The organism is Streptomyces sp. V2I9, from assembly GCF_030817475.1.
GTDB lineage: Bacteria > Actinomycetota > Actinomycetes > Streptomycetales > Streptomycetaceae > Streptomyces.
The window spans coordinates 85603-102978 of record NZ_JAUSZJ010000003.1 but is presented as its reverse complement, the minus strand read 5'-3'; the positions used below and the strand labels follow the sequence as shown (position 1 = coordinate 102978).

The 17376-nt window shown below is 75.1% G+C and carries 7 protein-coding genes; all 7 read left to right on the top strand.

Annotated features, from left to right (window positions below; all coding sequences use genetic code 11):
- Positions 1 to 52 precede the first annotated feature (52 nt).
- On the top strand, positions 53 to 11950 hold the full coding sequence (locus QFZ71_RS30165; protein ID WP_307671673.1) for a type I polyketide synthase: 11898 nt from the start codon (positions 53 to 55) through the stop codon (positions 11948 to 11950).
- Between the two features lie 108 nt (positions 11951 to 12058).
- The gene (locus tag QFZ71_RS30160; RefSeq protein ID WP_307671672.1) at positions 12059 to 12598 is read left to right on the top strand and encodes an FdtA/QdtA family cupin domain-containing protein; all 540 of its coding nucleotides are present in this window, start codon (positions 12059 to 12061) and stop codon (positions 12596 to 12598) included.
- Positions 12595 to 13377: a class I SAM-dependent methyltransferase gene (locus QFZ71_RS30155; RefSeq protein WP_307671671.1), complete on the top strand. Its 783-nt coding sequence runs from the start codon at positions 12595 to 12597 to the stop codon at positions 13375 to 13377. The genes QFZ71_RS30160 and QFZ71_RS30155 overlap by 4 nt, the downstream gene beginning before the upstream one ends.
- 106 nt (positions 13378 to 13483) lie before the next feature.
- Positions 13484 to 14386: an ABC transporter ATP-binding protein gene (locus QFZ71_RS30150; protein ID WP_307671670.1), complete on the top strand. Its 903-nt coding sequence runs from the start codon at positions 13484 to 13486 to the stop codon at positions 14384 to 14386.
- Entirely contained in the window at positions 14383 to 15168 is a 786-nt protein-coding gene (locus QFZ71_RS30145) for an ABC transporter permease (RefSeq protein WP_307671669.1), read from the top strand. The genes QFZ71_RS30150 and QFZ71_RS30145 overlap by 4 nt, the downstream gene beginning before the upstream one ends.
- A 26-nt stretch (positions 15169 to 15194) precedes the next feature.
- Positions 15195 to 16493 (top strand): sensor histidine kinase, encoded by a 1299-nt coding sequence (locus tag QFZ71_RS30140; RefSeq protein WP_307671668.1) that lies wholly within the window; start codon positions 15195 to 15197, stop codon positions 16491 to 16493.
- Positions 16483 to 17136, top strand: coding sequence for a response regulator transcription factor (locus tag QFZ71_RS30135; protein WP_307671667.1), 654 nt, complete (start codon positions 16483 to 16485; stop codon positions 17134 to 17136). The genes QFZ71_RS30140 and QFZ71_RS30135 overlap by 11 nt, the downstream gene beginning before the upstream one ends.
- The last annotated feature ends 240 nt before the right edge of the window (positions 17137 to 17376 follow it).

Below are 17376 nucleotides of genomic sequence, written 5' to 3'. Positions count from 1 at the left end.
GCTCGCCTCCCTCACCGGAGTACGCACCGCACTGGAACTGGGCCCCGCCGGAGTGCTCTGCGCCCTCGCCCAGGAGCAGGTCGACAGCCTGGTGGCCGCCCCCGCGCTGCGCCCGGAACGCCCCGAGCCCGCCACCCTCGCCCGCGCCCTCGCATGCCTGCACACCCGGGGCGTCCCCGTGGACTGGCCCGGCTACCTCGCGCCCTTCCAGGGCGCCCGCATCACCCTGCCCACCTACCCCTTCGCCCGCCGGCGGTACTGGCCCACCCCGGTGGCCGCCCCCCGCCCCGTCGCCGGCGACAACCCCGCCGAGCGGGAGTTCTGGGCGGCCGTGGACTCGACCGACACCGACGCCGTCGCCGGTGCGCTGCACCTGGACGACGAACAGCGCGACGGCCTCGGCGCCGTCCTGCCCGCCCTCGCCGCCTGGCGGGAGAGGAGCCGACACCAGGCCACCACCGACGCCTGGCGCTACCGCGTCGGCTGGAGCCCGGTCACCGCCCGGCAGGCACGCCTGACCGGCACCTGGATCCTGGTCACCGGCGGCAGGGAGGTGCCCGGCGGGGTCGTGGACGGCCTGCGCGGCGCGGGCGCCGACCTCGTCGAGCTGACCGAACTCGGCGCGAACCGCACGGAATGCGCCGGCACACTGGCCGCCCTGGCCTCGGACGCCACCGAGCGCGACCGCCCCGTCGCCGGGCTGCTCGCCTGCCTGGACACCGCCGCGGACCTGCTGTGCCTCATCCAGGCCCAGGGCGACGCCGGACTCACCGCACCCCTGTGGTGCCTCACCTCCGGCGCGGTCGCCGTCGCACCCGGTGAGGCATGCGACCCGTCAGCGGCCCAGCTGTGGGGCCTGGGCCGGGTCGCCGCGCTCGAACACCCCGACCGCTGGGGCGGGCTGGTCGACGTTCCGGCCCACCTCGACCGGCGAGCCGCCGACCGGCTGGTCCAACTGCTGGCCGCCGACGCGGGCGAGGACCAGGCGGCCATCCGGCCGACGGGCCTCCACGCCCGCCGACTGCGACGTGCCCCCACCGGCACCGCCGCACGGACACCGGCCGCCGAGTGGCACCCCGACGGCCCGGTCCTGGTCACCGGCGGCACCGGTGCGCTGGGCGGCAAGGTCGCCCGGCTGCTGGCCGAACGCGGCGCCACCCGCCTCGTCGTCGCGAGCCGCCGCGGCCCCGCCGCACCCGGCGCGCCCGAGCTGGTCGCGGAACTCGCGGAGCGCGGCTGCGACGCCGTCGCCGTCTCCTGCGACCTCGGCGACCGCGACGCGGTGGCCCGACTGCTGGAACACCACCCCGTGACCGCGGTCGTCCACGCCGCGGGGATCGTCGACGACGGCGTGCTCGACACGCTGACCCCCCAGCGGCTCGCCGCCGTACTCGACGCCAAGGCCCACTCCGCCGACCTCCTGGACGAACTCACCGGCGAACTCACCGACTTCGTCGCCTTCTCCTCGGTCGCGGGCGTCATCGGCAGCGCCGGGCAGGGACCCTACGCGGCCGCCAACGCGCACCTCGACGCCCTGGTGGAACGCCGCCGCGCCCGCGGCCTGCCCGGCACCGCCCTCGCCTGGGGCGCCTGGGCCGGAGCGGGCATGGCCGCCGACCCGGCCGCCGCCGCCCGGCTGGCGCGCGGCGGCCTGCCCGCCATGGAGGAGAGCCGTGCCCTGGAGGCGCTGACCACCGCCCTCACCGAGCGGGACGGCACTGTGGTCGTCGCCGACATCGACTGGGAACGCTTCGTTCCGGGCTTCACCGCGGTACGGCCGAGCAGACTGTTCGCCGAACTCCCCGAGGCCGCCCCGGTCGTCCGCGGAGTCCAGGCCACCGGCCTCGTCGCACGCGCCGCGCCGGGCGCGGACGCCGCCGAACAGGCCCGCGACGTGGAGCACCTCGTCCTGGAGGCCGTCGCCGGCGTCCTCGGCCACGGGTCGCCGGCGGACGTGGACCGCGAACGCGCCTTCCACGAGATGGGCTTCGACTCCCTCACGGCCCTGGAGCTGCGCAACCTCCTGGCGTCCCGGACCGGGCTGGCCCTGCACGCCGGCCTCGTCTTCGACTTCCCGACCCCCGGTGCCCTCGCCGAACACCTGCTCACCCTGCTGTCCGGACAAGCGGCCGCCCCCGACGCCCCGCCGGCCGGAGACGGCCGCCGGGCGGCGGACGACGAACCGATCGCCATCATCGGCATGTCCTGCCGCTTCCCCGGCGGGGCCGACTCGCCCGAGGCCCTGTGGCGCCTGGTGCGCGACGGCGTCGACGCGATGGGCGACTTCCCCGCCGACCGCGGCTGGGACCTCGACGCCCTCCTCGGCAACGACGGCCCCTCGAGCACCCGCTCGGGCGGCTTCCTCGACGACCTCGCCGCCTTCGACGCGGGTCTGTTCGGCATCTCCCCGCACGAGGCGCTCGCCATGGACCCCCAGCAGCGTCTGCTGCTGGAGACCTCCTGGGAGGCGTTCGAACGCGCGGGCATCGACCCCACCTCGGTGCGCGGCAGTGAGACCGGTGTGTTCGCGGGCACCAACGGCCAGGACTACCTGGCGCTGCTGCTCGGCTCCGAGGCCGCCACCGAAGGCCACCTGGGCACCGGCAACTCCGCCAGCGTCCTCTCCGGCCGGGTCTCCTACACGTTCGGACTGCGCGGGCCCGCCCTCAGCGTGGACACCGCCTGCTCCTCGTCCCTGGTGGCGCTGCACCTCGCCGCCCGGTCCCTGCGGGCGGGGGAGTGCTCGATGGCCCTGGCCGGCGGCGTCACCGCGATGCCGCTGCCCGGTACCTTCATCGAGTTCAGCACCCAGGGCGCGCTCTCCGCCGACGGCCGCTGCAAGGCCTTCTCGGCCGACGCCGACGGCACCGGCTGGGGCGAGGGCGTGGGCCTGCTCCTGCTGGAGCGGCTCTCGGACGCCCGCCGCAACGGGCACCGCGTGCTGGCGGTGGTCCGGGGCAGCGCGGTCAACCAGGACGGCGCGTCCAACGGACTGACCGCCCCGAACGGACCGTCGCAGGAGCGGGTGATCCGGGCGGCGCTGGCCGACGCGCGGCTGACCGCCGCCGACGTCGACGCCGTGGAGGCGCACGGCACGGGCACCAGGCTGGGCGACCCGATCGAGGCGCAGGCGCTGCTGGCCACCTACGGACAGGACCGTCAGGAGCCCCTGTACCTGGGGTCGTTGAAGTCGAACATCGGGCACACCCAGGCGGCTGCGGGCGTCGCGGGCGTCATCAAGATGGTCCAGGCGCTGCAACACGGCACGCTGCCTGCCACCCTGCACGTCCAGGAACCGTCCTCGCAGGTGGACTGGTCGGCGGGGGCCGTGGAACTGCTGACCGACGCCCGGCCGTGGCCGCGGACCGACCGGCCGCGCCGGGCGGGCGTGTCCTCGTTCGGGATGAGCGGCACCAACGCGCACGTGATCCTGGAAGCCGCCCCCCGGACCGTCGAAGCCGGCGGCCCCGCGGAGGGGGAGGACGCGGACGGTGCCGCGGCGCGGAAGCGTCCGCCGGGCGACGGCGGCCCGGTGCCGTGGCTGCTGTCGGGCCGGAGCGGGGATGCGCTGCGGGGGCAGGCGGAGCGTCTGCTGTCCGCCGGTGACGCCGATCCCGCCGATGTGGCCTGGTCGCTGGCGACCGGACGCGCCGTACTGGAGCGGCGAGCGGTACTGCTGGGTCCCGACCACACGGCCCAGCTGCGGGCGCTGGCGGCCGGGGACGAGGCGGCCGGCGTGGTGCGCGGCACCGCGGTGCGCGGCGGCACGGTGTTCGTGTTTCCGGGGCAGGGCTCCCAGTGGGCGGGAATGACAGCCGAACTGCTGGAGCAGGAACCGGTGTTCGCCGCACGGATGGAACAGTGCCACCGGGCACTGGAGCCGTTCACCGACTTCTCGCTGCTGGACGTGGTGCGCGGCGAGGGCGCCGACCTGGAACGGGTCGAGGTCGTACAGCCGGTGCTGTGGGCGGTGATGGTGTCGCTGGCCGAACTGTGGGCCTCGGCGGGCGTCCACCCGTCCGCGGTGGTGGGCCACTCCCAGGGAGAGATCGCCGCCGCGGTGGTGGCGGGAGCACTGTCGCTGGAGGACGGGGCGAGGGTGGTGGCGCTGCGGGCGCGCGCCATCGCCGACGAACTCGCCGGATGCGGCGGCATGGTGTCGCTGGCCGTTTCCCGCGACACCGCGCAGGAGCTGACCGGACGCTGGGAAGGACTCTCGGTCGCGGCGGTCAACGGACCCGGCTCGACGGTCGTGTCGGGGAACGTGGAAGGACTGCAAGCCCTGGTCGCCCACTGCGCGGCGGCCGGAATCCGGGCACGCCGCCTGCCCGTGGACTACGCCTCCCACTCGGCGCACGTGGAGCGGCTCAGGCCCCGCCTCCTGGCCGACCTCCGGGACGTGGACCCCGCCCCCGCCGCCGTGCCCTTCTACTCGACGCTCACCGGCACACGGATCGACACCTCCACCCTGGGCGCCGAATACTGGTACGACAACCTGCGCGCCACCGTCCGCTGCGAGGACGCCACCCGCGCCCTGCTGGACGACGGGAACCGGCTGCTGATCGAGATCAGCCCCCACCCCGTGCTCACCGTCGGCCTGCGGGAGACCCTGGACGACACGGGCCTCCCCGGCGCCGTTCTGAGCACCCTGCGGCGCGGCGAGGGCGGCCGTGAACGCTGGCTCACCGCACTCGCGGAGGCCCACGTACGCGGGGTCGCGGTCGACTGGGAACACCTCCTGCCGGCAGGCCGCCCGGTCGACCTGCCCACCTACGCCTTCGCCCGCGACCGCTACTGGCCCGACGCCGCCGCGCCCCTGGCCACCGCACCCGCCGACGGCCCCGCCGGAACGGACCGGGCGGAGCAGGCGTTCTGGAACGCCGTCGAGAGCGGCGACACCGCCGCGGTCGCCGGCGCCCTGGGCGTCGAGGCACCCGGCCTCGACCAGGTGCTGCCCGCCCTCGCCGGCTGGCGGCGGGCCCGCCGCCAGGAATCCACCGTGGACTCCCGGCGCTACGAGGTGACCTGGCGCCCCCTGGTCGGCCTGCCGTCCACCGCGCCGGCCGGGCGATGGATGCTCGCCCTCCCGCAGACCGGCGCGGAGGCGCGGACGGAGACCGTACGCACCGCACTGTCCCGCGCCGACGTCACCGAGATCCTCGTCCCCACCGGCACCGGACGCGACGAACTGGCGGCCGTACTCGCACAACTGCCCGAGCCGGGCGGCTTCACGGGCGTCGTCTCCCTGCTCGCGTTCGCCGAACCCCCGCACCCCGGCGACGACGTCCTCGCCGCCGGAACGGGCGACACCGTCACCCTGCTGCAGGCGCTCGGCGACACCGGAATCGGCGCACCCCTGTGGTGCCTCACCCGCGGCGCCGTCACCGTGGGCCGCTTCGACACGGCGGTCGACGGCGACGGCGCCATGCTCTGGGGCCTGGGCCGGGTGGCCGCACTGGAGCACCCCGAGCGGTGGGGCGGACTGATCGACCTGTGCGGGAGCGGGGACACCCGCTCCGCCACCCGGCTCGGCGCGCTCCTGGCGGGCGCCGCCGAGGACGAGGACCAGTTGGCCGTACGGCCCTCCGGGGTGTTCACCCGCCGGGTACGGCGGGCCGCACCCGAACCCGCCGCCGCCCCCTGGACCCCCGGCGGCCCGGTCCTGGTCACCGGCGGGACCGGCGCGCTCGGCCGCGAGGTCGCCCGCTGGCTGGCCCGGCGCGGCGTCACCGACCTGCTCCTCGTCAGCCGGTCCGGCCCGGACGCCCCCGGCGTCGACGAACTGGTCGCCGAAGTGGCCGGGATCGGAGCCACCGCGACCGTCGCCGCCTGTGACGTCACCGACCGCGCGGCACTGGCCGCCCTGCTGGAACGCCACCCCGTCACCGGCGTCGTCCACACCGCGGGCGTCTCGACCACCGCACCGCTGGCCACCACCTCACCGGCCGAGATCGCCCGGGACGCCCGCGCCAAGGTCCTCGGCGCGGTCCACCTGGACGCCCTGCTGGGCGACCGGGCCGACCTCTTCGTGCTGTTCTCCTCGATCGCCGGCATCTGGGGCGGGGGAGGGCAGGCCGCGTACGCCGCCGCCAACGCCCACCTCGACGCGCTCGCCGAACGCCGCCGGGCACACGGCCGGGCGGCCACCGCCGTCGCCTGGGGAGCCTGGGACGGCGGCGGCATGGTCACCGACCGCGACGCCGGCGACTACCTCCGGGACCGGGGCATCGCCCCCATGCCGCCGGAACTGTGCCTGGCCGCCCTCGCCTCCGCCGTCGACTCCGGCCGCGCCACCGGCGTGTTCGCCGACATCGACTGGGACCGCTTCGTCCCCACGTTCACCGCCCGCAGGCCCAGCCCCCTGGTGGGCGACCTGGAACAGAGGACCACCGAACCCACCGACGCGCCCGACACCGCCACCGCCGGCGCCGAGGGCCACGAACTGCGCACCAGGCTCCAGTCGGCCGGCGCCGCCGACCGCCACCGCCTCCTGCTCGACCTGGTGCGCACCGTGGTCGCCACCGTGCTCGGCCACCCCGGCCCCCGGGCCGTCGACCCCGACCGCGCCTTCACCGAACTCGGCATCGACTCCCTGACCGCGCTGCGGGTCCGCGACGGCCTGAGCGCGGCCACCGGACTCCGGCTTCCGGGCACCCTGGTCTTCGACCACCCCACCGCCCGCGTGGCCGCCGCCGAACTCCTCGGCCTGCTCGGCGTCGCGGAACCGGCCGCCGCACCCGGAACCCCGCCCCCCGCCGCGCGGGCCGGGACGGACGACCCGGTCGTCATCGTCTCCATGAGCTGCCGCTACCCCGGCGGCGCCGACTCCCCGGAGAATCTCTGGAAGGTCGTCGAGGCCGGGACCGACGCCATGTCGCCGTTCCCCGCCGACCGCGGCTGGGACCTCTCCGCCGCGGGCGGATTCACCGCCGAGGGCGGATTCCTGCACGACGCCACCGCGTTCGACGCCGACCTGTTCGGCATCTCGCCCCGCGAGGCCGTCGCCATGGACCCGCACCAGCGGCTGCTGCTGGAGAGCGCCTGGGAGCTGCTGGAACGCGGAGGCATCGCCCCCACCGCCGTACGGGGCACCCGCACCGGCGTCTTCGTCGGCGCCTCCGCCGCCGGCTACGCCATGGCCGGCGTCCTGCCGGAGGGCTCCGAGAGCCACGCCATGACCGGCTCCTCCAACAGTGTGCTGTCCGGCCGCATCTCCTACATCTTCGGCCTGGAGGGCCCCGCGGTCACCGTGGACACGGCGTGCTCGTCGTCCCTGGTCGCCCTGCACCTGGCCGCACAGTCGCTGCGCAACGGCGAGTGCTCCATGGCCCTGGCGGGCGGCGTCACCGTGATGCACTCGCCCGTCGTGTTCGCCGAGTTCGGCCGCCAGGGCGGCCTCGCCTCCGACGGCCGCTGCCACTCCTTCGCCGCCTCCGCCGACGGCACCGGCTGGGGCGAGGGCGTGGGCCTGCTCCTGCTGGAGCGGCTCTCGGACGCCCGCCGCAACGGGCACCGGGTGCTCGGAGTGCTGCGGGGCAGCGCGGTCAACCAGGACGGCGCCTCCAACGGACTGACCGCCCCGAACGGCCCCGCGCAGCAGCGGGTGATCCGCGCCGCACTGGCCGCCGCCGGCCTGGAGACCGACGAGGTCGACGCGGTGGAGGCCCACGGAACGGGCACCAGGCTGGGCGACCCCATCGAGGCCCAGGCGCTGCTGGCCACCTACGGACAGAACCGCGAGGAACCCCTCTACCTGGGATCGGTGAAGTCCAACATCGGCCACACCCAGGCCGCTTCGGGCGTCGCGGGCGTCATCAAGACCATCGAGGCGATCCGCCGGGGCGTCCTGCCCAGGACACTCCACGTCGACGAGCCCACCCCGGAAGTGGACTGGTCGGCCGGAGCCGTCGAACTGCTCACCGACGGCCGGCCCTGGCCGCACACCGGCCGTGCCCGCCGAGCCGGCGTGTCCTCGTTCGGGATCAGCGGCACCAACGCCCACGTCATCATCGAGGAGGCGCCGCACGAAACCGCGAACACCCCACGGCCGGCCGGCGGGCCCGACCCCGCCGCCCCCCTCGTGCTCTGGCCGGTCTCCGGCCGGTCCGAGGCCGCTCTGCGAGCCCAGGCCGACCGGCTCCGCTCGTACGCCGACCGCACCGGACCCGCCCTCGACCTGCACGCCACCGCCCGCCAACTCGCCACCGCCAGAGCCGCCCTGGAACACCGCGCCGTCGTCCTGGCACCCGACGCCGAGGGGCTCCACCGGGGGCTCGCCCAGCTCGCCGGGGCGGACGGCACCGGAGCCGAGACCGTCCGCGGCGAGGCCGGACGCGGAGACCTCGCCTTCGTCTTCTCCGGCCAGGGCGCCCAGCGCGCCGGTATGGGCCGCGAACTGTACGAGACCTACCCGGTGTTCGCCGACGCCTTCGACGCGGTCTGCGCCCATCTCGACCCGGACCTGGACCGCCCGCTGCGCGAGGTCGTCCTCCACGACGCCGACGCGCTGGGCCGCACCGCCTGGACCCAGCTCGGCCTCTTCGCCTTCGAGGTCGCGCTCTACCGGCTGCTGGAGTCCTGGAGCCTGGCCCCCGACCGGCTGACCGGGCACTCCGTGGGCGAGATCGCCGCCGCGCACGTCGCCGGCGTCCTCCCGCTCGCCGACGCCTGCACCCTGGTGTCCGCCCGCGCACGGCTCATGGGAGCACTGCCCGAGGGCGGCGCGATGATGTCCGTGCGCATGACCGAGGCCGAGGCGTGCGCCGCGCTGAGCGGCTACGAGGCCCGCGCCGCGGTCGCCGCCGTCAACAGCCGCGACGACATCGTCCTCTCCGGTGACGCCGACGCCCTGGCGGAACTGGCCGGGGAAGAAGGGCTCACCGGCCGCAGGGTCCGCTTCCTGGACGTCTCGCACGCCTTCCACTCCCCGCGCATGGACCCCGTACAGGACGACTTCGCCGCCGTGGCCGCGTCCCTTCACTACCACCCCGCCCGCATCCCCCTGGTGTCCACCGTCACCGGCCTCCCCGACGACGGCTCGATGTCCACCCCGGAGTACTGGGTCCGCCAGATACGCGCCACCGTCCGCTTCCGCGACGCCGTCAACACCCTCCTCGACCAGGGCGTGACCCGCTTCGCCGAGATCGGGCCCGGCGCCGCGCTCACCGTCCCGCTGGAGCGGACCCTGGAACACGCCCGCTCCCTCGACCCCACCACCGACACCCTCTGCGTGGCGCTCCAGCGCTCCGGCGGGCAGGAGCCCGCCGCGCTGCTCACCGCCGTCGCCCGCCTGCACACGGCCGGAGTCCCCATCGGCTGGGACGCGCTCCTGGGACCCGCCACCGGGCCCCGCCCGGACCTGCCGACGTACGCCTTCCAGCGGCGCCGCTACTGGCCCGAGCCCCACCCCGCCCCGGCACCGGACGCCGCACGCACCGACCGCCACCAGGTGACCTGGCGCCCCCTGCCGGAGCCGGAGCAGGCGGTGCCGCACGGCACCTGGCTCGCGGTGACCGCCGGGGACCGGAGCGCCGCCGGCCTGCTCGCGCTGCTGCGCGAGCAGGGCATGCGCGTGACCGAGGTACCCGACGCCGGCGGCAGCGGGGAGACCCGCGCCGAGGCACTGCGGCGCGCCTGCGACGACGACCCGGCGGTCACCGGAGTGCTCTGCCTGGCAGCGGAGCCCGGCGACGTCCTCACCCTCGCCCGGACACTCGGCGACATCGCGGCGGACGCACCCCTGTGGTGCCTGACCACGGGCGCGGTCGCCACCGGCCCGGCCGACCCGCCCGCCGTCCCCGCCCGCGCCGCCGTCTGGGGACTGGGCCGCACCCTGGGGCTGGAGGCCCCGCACCGCTGGGGCGGCCTGGTGGACCTGCCCGCCCACCCCGACCCGAGGACCGCGGCCCGGCTGGCCGCGCTCCTCGCCGCCGGCGGCGCCGGCGAGGACCAGATCGCCCTGCGCGCCACGCCCATGGCCCGCAGGATCGTCACCGCCCCGCCGCCCGCCGCCGCCCCCTGGCAGCCCTCGGGCACCGTGCTGGTCACCGGCGGAACCGGCCGCCGGGGCCGGGCGCTCGCCACGGCGCTCGCCTCGGACGGAGCCGAACACCTGATCCTGCTCGGCCGCCGGGGCGCCGAGGCGCCCGGCGCCCGCGAGTTCGCCGAGAGCCTGCCCGTCGACGTCACCTTCGCCGCCGCGGACGTCACCGACCGGGCCGCCGTCACCGGGGTGCTGGCGGCGATCCCCGCCGGCCGGCCCCTCACCGCCGTGTTCCACGCGGTCGGCGCGGGCGAGGACACCCCCTGGACGGAACTGGACCCCGGCGACCTGCACGCGGCCGCCGCGGCCGACGGCGCCCGGGTGCTGCACGAGGTCACCCGCGAACTGACCCCCGGCCTCCGGGCGTTCGTCCTGCTCTCCTCGGTGACCGGCGTCTGGGGCGGTACCGGAGCAGCCGTACGGGCCGCCGAGGGAGCCCGGATGGACGCCCTCGCCGCACACCGGCACTCCCTCGGCCTGCCCGCGACCTCCGTCTCCTTCGGACCGTGGGCGACGGGGGAGGAGAACACCGCCGCACAGCGACTCGGCCTGCGCCCCCTGGACCCCGGCACGGTCTGGTCCGCCCTGCGCGAGGCCGTGGCCGCTCCGGCACCCTGCGCCGTCGTCGCCGACGTGGACTGGGAACGCTTCCACCGCGCCTACACCCTGACCCGGCACCGTCCGCTCTTCGACGAACTCCCCCCGGTACGGGCCCTGTCCGCCACCGTGCGCGACCCGGAACCGCAACCGGCCGCGGCCCCCGGCCTCACCGGCCCGGACCGGCACAGGGCGGCCCTGGACCTCGTCCGCGACACAGCTGCCACGGTGCTCGGGCACACCGACGCCGCGGCCGTCGCCCCCGACCGGCAGTTCCTGGAACTGGGCGTCGACTCGCTCGCCGCACTGGAGATCCGCGGCACACTGGAGCGGGCGACGGGCCTGTCGCTGCCGGGCACCGTCGTCTTCGACCACCCCACGCCCGCCGCCCTCGCCCGCCACCTCGCCGCCACGGCGCCCGGCGGCGGGTCCCCGGCCGGCGCGGAGCCCGCCGTCACGCTCGGCATCTCGCCCACCGACCGGAACCCGGTCGGCCTGCTGGACTCCCTCTACCGGGAAGCCGTGAGCACCGGACGGATCAAGGAATTCCTCGAACTCGTCGGCGAAACGGCGAAGTTCCGGCCGACGGCCGCCGATGTGGCCCAGGCGGGCGGACCGGCCGCGCTCACCACCCTGGCCGACGGACCGGCGCCCGAACCGCTGATCTGCGTCAGCGGCCTGACCGCCGGCGGCGGCCCCCAGGAGTTCGTCCGGCTCGCCGCGCCGCTGCGCGGCACCCGGCCGGTCGCCGCGGTGCCCGTCCTCGGCTACGGACGCGGCGAGTTGCTGCCCGCGACCGCCGAAGTCGCCCTGGACTGGCAGGCCCGGGGCATCCTCGCCCACGCGCAGGACACACCGGTCGTCCTCTTCGGGCACTCCGGCGGCGCCGTCCTCGCCCACCGGCTGGCGGTGCGCCTGACCGAACTCGGCGCGCCACCGGCCGGGTTGGTGCTGGCCGACATCTACCGGCTGGACGACCCGGTGATGGCGGACTGGAGCGCCGAACTCTCCGAAGGAGTCTTCGACCGGGCGGAACAGTTCGTGCCCATGGACGACAGCCGTCTCACCGCGATGACCTGGTACGGCGGCCTGTTCTGGGAGGCCCCGCGCCCCGACAGCCGCATCCCCACCCTTCTGCTGCGCGCCTCCCGGCCGCTGCGCGAGCCCGCCGACGGCCGTGACTGGCGCAGCTCGTGGAAGGCGGCCCGCGACATCGTCGACGTACCGGGCGACCACTTCACGATGATGGCCGAGCACGCCGGGACCACGGCCCGCGCGGTCCACCGGTGGATCGAGGAGCTGCCCCGATGACCGCGGCGAAACCCACCCCACCCGCACACCGGCCGGCCCCGCGCCGGAGCCCGCGGCCTGCCCCGCGCACCCGCACCGCCCCCGTCCCACACACCGAGGAAGGCCCCCATGGCCCCTGACCAGAGCCCCGAGGCGCCCCTTGAGGCGGTACGCGGCTGCCGTCTCGTCACGCTCCCGGACAACACCGACCCGCGCGGCTCGCTCACCGTCATCGAGCGGGGACAGCAGGTCGACTTCCCGATCGAGCGGGTCTTCTTCGTGCACGGAGTGCCCCGGCAGGCCGTCAGAGGGCTGCACATGCACCGGGAACTGCACGAACTCGTCGTGGCCGCCACCGGGGCCTTCGAGGTGGTCGTGGACGACGGCTTCTCGCGCGCCCGGGTACGCCTGGACCGCCCGGACCGGGCGCTCCACGTGGAGCCGGGCGTGTGGACCGAGTTCGCCGACTTCTCACCCGAGGCGACCTGCCTGGTGCTCGCCTCGGCCCCGTACGAACTGGACGACTACCTCTACGACTACGACGAGTTCGTGCGCACCGCACGCCTTCCCGGCACCGGAGCCGCCGACGGCCCCGAGGGGACGGACGGGCGAGGCGACGGGCGAGCGGACACACGGACGACCCCACGACCGCAAGGAGCAGACGCGTGACGACTGAACGGCACGAGAGCATCTACGACCGCGGCGAGATGTACGAGGCCTTCTACCGGGGCCGGGGCAAGGACTACACGGGCGAGGCCGCACTGGTGACGTCCCTGGTACGGGAGCGGCTGCCGGAGGCCGACTCGCTCCTGGACGTCGCCTGCGGCTCCGGCGATCACCTCGCGCACTTCGCCGCCTCGTTCGGGCACGTCGAGGGCCTCGATCTGTCCGAGGACATGGTGCAGCTGGCCCGGAAGAACACCGGGGTCCCCATCCACCGGGGCGACATGCGCGACTTCGCCCTCGACCGCACCTTCGGCGCGGTGGTGAGCCTGTTCAGCGGGGTGGCGTACTGCGCCGACACCGACGAACTCACCGCCACCCTCACCAGCTTCGCCCGCCACCTCGTACCGGGCGGCGTCATCGTCATCGAACCCTTCTGGCTCCCCGAGGACTTCCTGGAGGGCTACGTGGGCACCGACACGGTCGAGTCGGGCGGGCGCACCTACGTCCGCCTCTCCCACTCCGTCCGGGACGGCGGGGTCAGCCACATGGAGGTGCACTACCTGGTGGCCTCGGCCGAGAGCGGCATCACGCACTTCTCCGACGTGCACCGCACCACGCTGTTCACCCGCGACGAGTACGAGAGCTCCTTCGCCCGCGCGGGCTGCGAGGTCGAGTACGTCAAGCACCCGCTCGCACCGCGCGGCCTGTTCGTCGGAACCACCGCACCCGCGGCCCGATCCGGGGCCCCGGGGGAAAACCCCGAGACGGTGTCGGGGGCATAGGGGTCGTGCGGTAGGGGTGGCGTAAGGGGGATCAACCGATCGGTTGATCCCCCTGCGAGCGTGATGGGCGATGTGCCGGAGCGGCCCGGACCGGCACGGTGGAAGCATGACTCTCATTGAAGTGAGCGACCTGCGCAAGAGCTACGGCGGACGCCCCGTCGTGGACGGCGTCTCCCTCGCGGTGGAGGAGGGCGAGATCTTCGGGGTCCTCGGCCCCAACGGCGCCGGCAAGACCACCACCGTCGAGTCCATCCTCGGACTGCGCGTCCCGGACAGCGGCACGATCCGCGTGTGCGGACTGGACCCGGTCGCCGACCGGGCGAAGACGACCCTCATCATGGGCGCGCAGCTGCAGGAGAGCGAGCTGCAGGGCAAGCTCACCGTCACCGAGTCGCTCCAGCTGTACGCCGGCTGCTACCCCAACCCCGCCGACTGGCGGGTCCTGGCCGCCCGCCTGGGCCTGGAGGAGAAGCTCGACACCCGGTTCGCGCAGCTGTCCGGCGGCCAGAAGCAGCGGCTGGCCATCGCGCTCGCCCTGATCGGCAACCCGCGGGTCGTCGTCCTGGACGAGCTGACGACCGGCCTGGACCCGGGCGCCCGGCGCGAGGTGTGGTCGCTGATCGAGGACGTCCGGGCCAGCGGCGTCACCATCCTCCTCGTCACCCACTTCATGGAGGAAGCGCAGCGGCTGTGCGACCGGGTCGCGATCTTCGACCGCGGCCGGGTCGCCGCCCTGGACACCCCCTCCGGCCTGGTCGCCCAGACCGCGAGCGGCACCGTCATCTCCTTCACCCCCTCCCGCCCCCTGGAGGAAGACGTCCTCGCCGCCCTGCCGGGCCTCGCCAACGTCACGATCCGCGAGGGAAGGGTCACCCTCGCCGGCACCGACGAGACCGTCAACGCGGTGATCAGCCTGCTCGCCCGCAACCGGGTGAGCGCCCACCAACTGCGCGTCACCGACTCCACCCTCGATGACGCCTTCCTCAACCTGACGGGAGCCGACGCATGAGCGCCGCCACCGCACCCTCGGTACCTTCCACCACCGGCGCGTCCCGGACCGGACGGGCCGTGCTGCGCGCCGAACTGATCCTGTTCTTCCGCGAGCCCGGCTCGGTGTTCTGGGTCATGGCCTTCCCCACGCTGCTGCTGGTGGTCCTCGGCTTCATCCCGTCCATGACCGAGCCCATGAAGGAGCTCGGCGGCCTCACCACCGTCGAGGCCTACGTGCCCGTCGCCGTGCTCCTCTCGATGATCATGGCCGGTCTGATGGCCATGCCCCCGGTGATCACCGGCTACCGCGAGCGCGGCATCCTGCGCCGCATGTCCACCACCCCCATGCGCCCCACCGCCGTTCTCGGCGCCCAGGTGGGACTGCACGCCGTCGCCTCGCTGTTCTCCGCCGTGGCCACCCTGGCGGTCGGGCGCATCGTCTCCGGCGTCGCCCTGCCGACCCAGGTCGCGGGCTACGCGCTGACCCTGCTGCTGGCGGTGGTGTGCCTGCTGGCGCTCGGCGCGCTGATCTCCGCGCTGTCCCCCACCGTGAAGATCGCCCAGGCGGTCAGCCTCTCGGTGTTCTTCCCCGCGATGCTCGCCGCCGGCGTCTACATGCCCATCCAGCAGATGCCCGAACTGATGGCCGACATCGTGGAGAAGCTGCCCTTCGGTGCCGCCGCCCAGGCCCTCAACCAGGCCACCGCCGGCGACTGGCCGGACTGGATCCACCTCGGCGTACTGGCCCTGTGGACGCTGGTGCTGTCCGTGTGCGCCACGCGCTGGTTCCGCTGGGAGTGACGAACGTGCCCCGCGCGCCGGGTGCCATGGCCGACACTGAGGGCGTGGCACCCGACGCATCCCCCCCGGTCACCGAGGCGCAGGCCGCGCCCGACGCCCCGTCGCGCTCACTCCTGCGCTTCAGCCCCCCCGTCCTCCTCGGCGTCGGTCTGGTGCTCGCCGCCGCGACCTCGTCCCTGGTCGGCATGGACCGCGCCGAGTGGATTGCGGCAGGGATACTCGCCGCCGCGGCGCTCCTCCTGCAGCTGTGGTGGGACCGGTCGGCACGCAGCCGCCCCGGCCCCGGCGCCGCCGGCGCCGTCTACTACACACTGCGCTCGGCCCTGGCGTTCGGCCTGGCCTGGATCAACCCGTTCTGCGCCTTCTACGCGGCGGCCGGATGCTTCGACACCGAACGTCTGGTGCCCCGCCGCTGGGTCCCCCTCGGCCTGCTGGCCACCGCCGCGACGATCGCCGGCGCGCAGATCGGGGGCCTGCCGCCCGACAACACGGCGAAATGGGTGTTCTACGGCATGCTGGTCGCCGTCAACCTGGGCATCTTCCTGACCGTCCAGCAGGACGCGGGGAAGGAGGAGGACCGCGCCCGGAAGCGGGTGGCGACCATCCGCGAGCTGGAGCACGCCAACCTCGCGCTGGAGCGGGCCCTGGTGGAGAACGCCGCCCTGCACGACCAGCTCATGCTCCAGGCACGCGAGGCCGGGATCGCCGACGAGCGCCGCCGCCTGGCGGCCGAGATCCACGACACCGTCGCCCAGGACCTGACCGGTGTCATCACCCAGCTCCAGGTCGTCACCGACACCCGGGAACAGGGCATGGCCCGCGCCCACGCCGAACGAGCCCTGCAACTGGCCCGCCACAGCCTCGGCGAGGCACGCCGGGCCGTCGCCAACCTCGCGCCCGTCGCCCTGGCCGAGGACGACCTGCCCGAGGCATTGAAGAAGACCGTCACCCGCTGGTCCGAACACACCGGCGTACACGCCGAGTTCACCCTCACCGGCTCCGACGAGCCCCTGCACGACGAGGTGGAGGCGACGCTGCTGCGCATCGCGGCGGAAGCCCTGTCCAACGCGGCACGCCACGCGAAGGCCGGCCGCGTCGGCGTGACCCTGTCCTACATGGGCGAGGAGGTCGTCCTCGACGTGCGCGACGACGGCCAGGGCTTCGACCCGTCCGCCCTGCCCGAGCCCGGCACCGCCTCCGGTTTCGGCCTGAAAGGCATGCGCGCCCGCGCGGAGCGGCTGGCGGGGGAGCTGACCGTGGAGTCCGAACCGGGCCTGGGCACCGCCGTGTCCGCACGCGTCCCGTCGGTGCCCCATGAACGCTGAGGACAACGGGGGGATCACCCTGCTGATCGTCGACGACCACCCGGTGGTGCGCGACGGACTGCGCGGCATCCTGGAACCCGCGGCCGGCTTCACCGTGCTCGGAGAGGCATCCGGCGGCACGGAAGCGGTGGAGATGACGCTGCGCCTGGACCCCGACGTCGTCCTGATGGACCTGCGCATGCCCGCCGGCAGCGGCGTGGAGGCCATCGCCGAACTCACCCGGCGTGGCGCACGGGCCCGCGTGCTGGTGCTCACCACCTACGACACCGACTCCGACACCCTCCCCGCGATCGAGGCCGGGGCGACGGGCTACCTGCTGAAGGACGCGCTGCGCGACGAGCTGTTCGCCGCCATCCGGGCGGCGGCCGAGGGCCGCACCGTACTGTCCCCGGCGGTCGCCTCACGCCTGGTCACGGCGGTACGACGGCCCGCCGCACCGCCCGCCGACGCCACGCTCTCCGCGCGGGAGCTCCAGGTGCTGGAACACGTGGCGCGCGGCACGTCGAACCGGGAGATCGCTCGTGAACTGTTCATCAGCGAAGCGACGGTCAAGACGCATCTGACCCACATCTACGACAAGCTGGACGCGAGGGACCGGGCCGCCGCCGTGGCCGCCGCGTACCGGCAGGGCATCCTCGGCTGACCGCCCCCACCGGCGGAGCGCTCCGCGCCGGGCCGCCCGCCCCAGGCCCCCGGAGGTACACCGGCCGCCCCGCACCCCCACCCCTGAGCAGCACCGCGCCGCCCCCTAGTCACCTGGTCAGGGGCGGCGGCGCGAAGGCTAGGGGTTGGCCGCTCGTCGGGCCCCTGGCTAGCGTCGGGGTGCTTCAGTCGAGGAAGAGCGGCCGGAACACGGTGGGCGCGTGGCCACCTGCTCCGGCAG

Excerpts from the sequence above, each read along its gene's own strand:
- QFZ71_RS30135 (WP_307671667.1), top strand. The coding sequence starts at position 16,483 with ATGAACGCTGAGGACAACGGGGGGATCACCCTGCTGATCGTCGACGAC.
- QFZ71_RS30160 (WP_307671672.1), top strand. The coding sequence starts at position 12,059 with ATGGCCCCTGACCAGAGCCCCGAGGCGCCCCTTGAGGCGGTACGCGGC.
- QFZ71_RS30145 (WP_307671669.1), top strand. The coding sequence starts at position 14,383 with ATGAGCGCCGCCACCGCACCCTCGGTACCTTCCACCACCGGCGCGTCC.
- QFZ71_RS30150 (WP_307671670.1), top strand. The coding sequence starts at position 13,484 with ATGACTCTCATTGAAGTGAGCGACCTGCGCAAGAGCTACGGCGGACGC.
- QFZ71_RS30140 (WP_307671668.1), top strand. The coding sequence starts at position 15,195 with ATGGCCGACACTGAGGGCGTGGCACCCGACGCATCCCCCCCGGTCACC.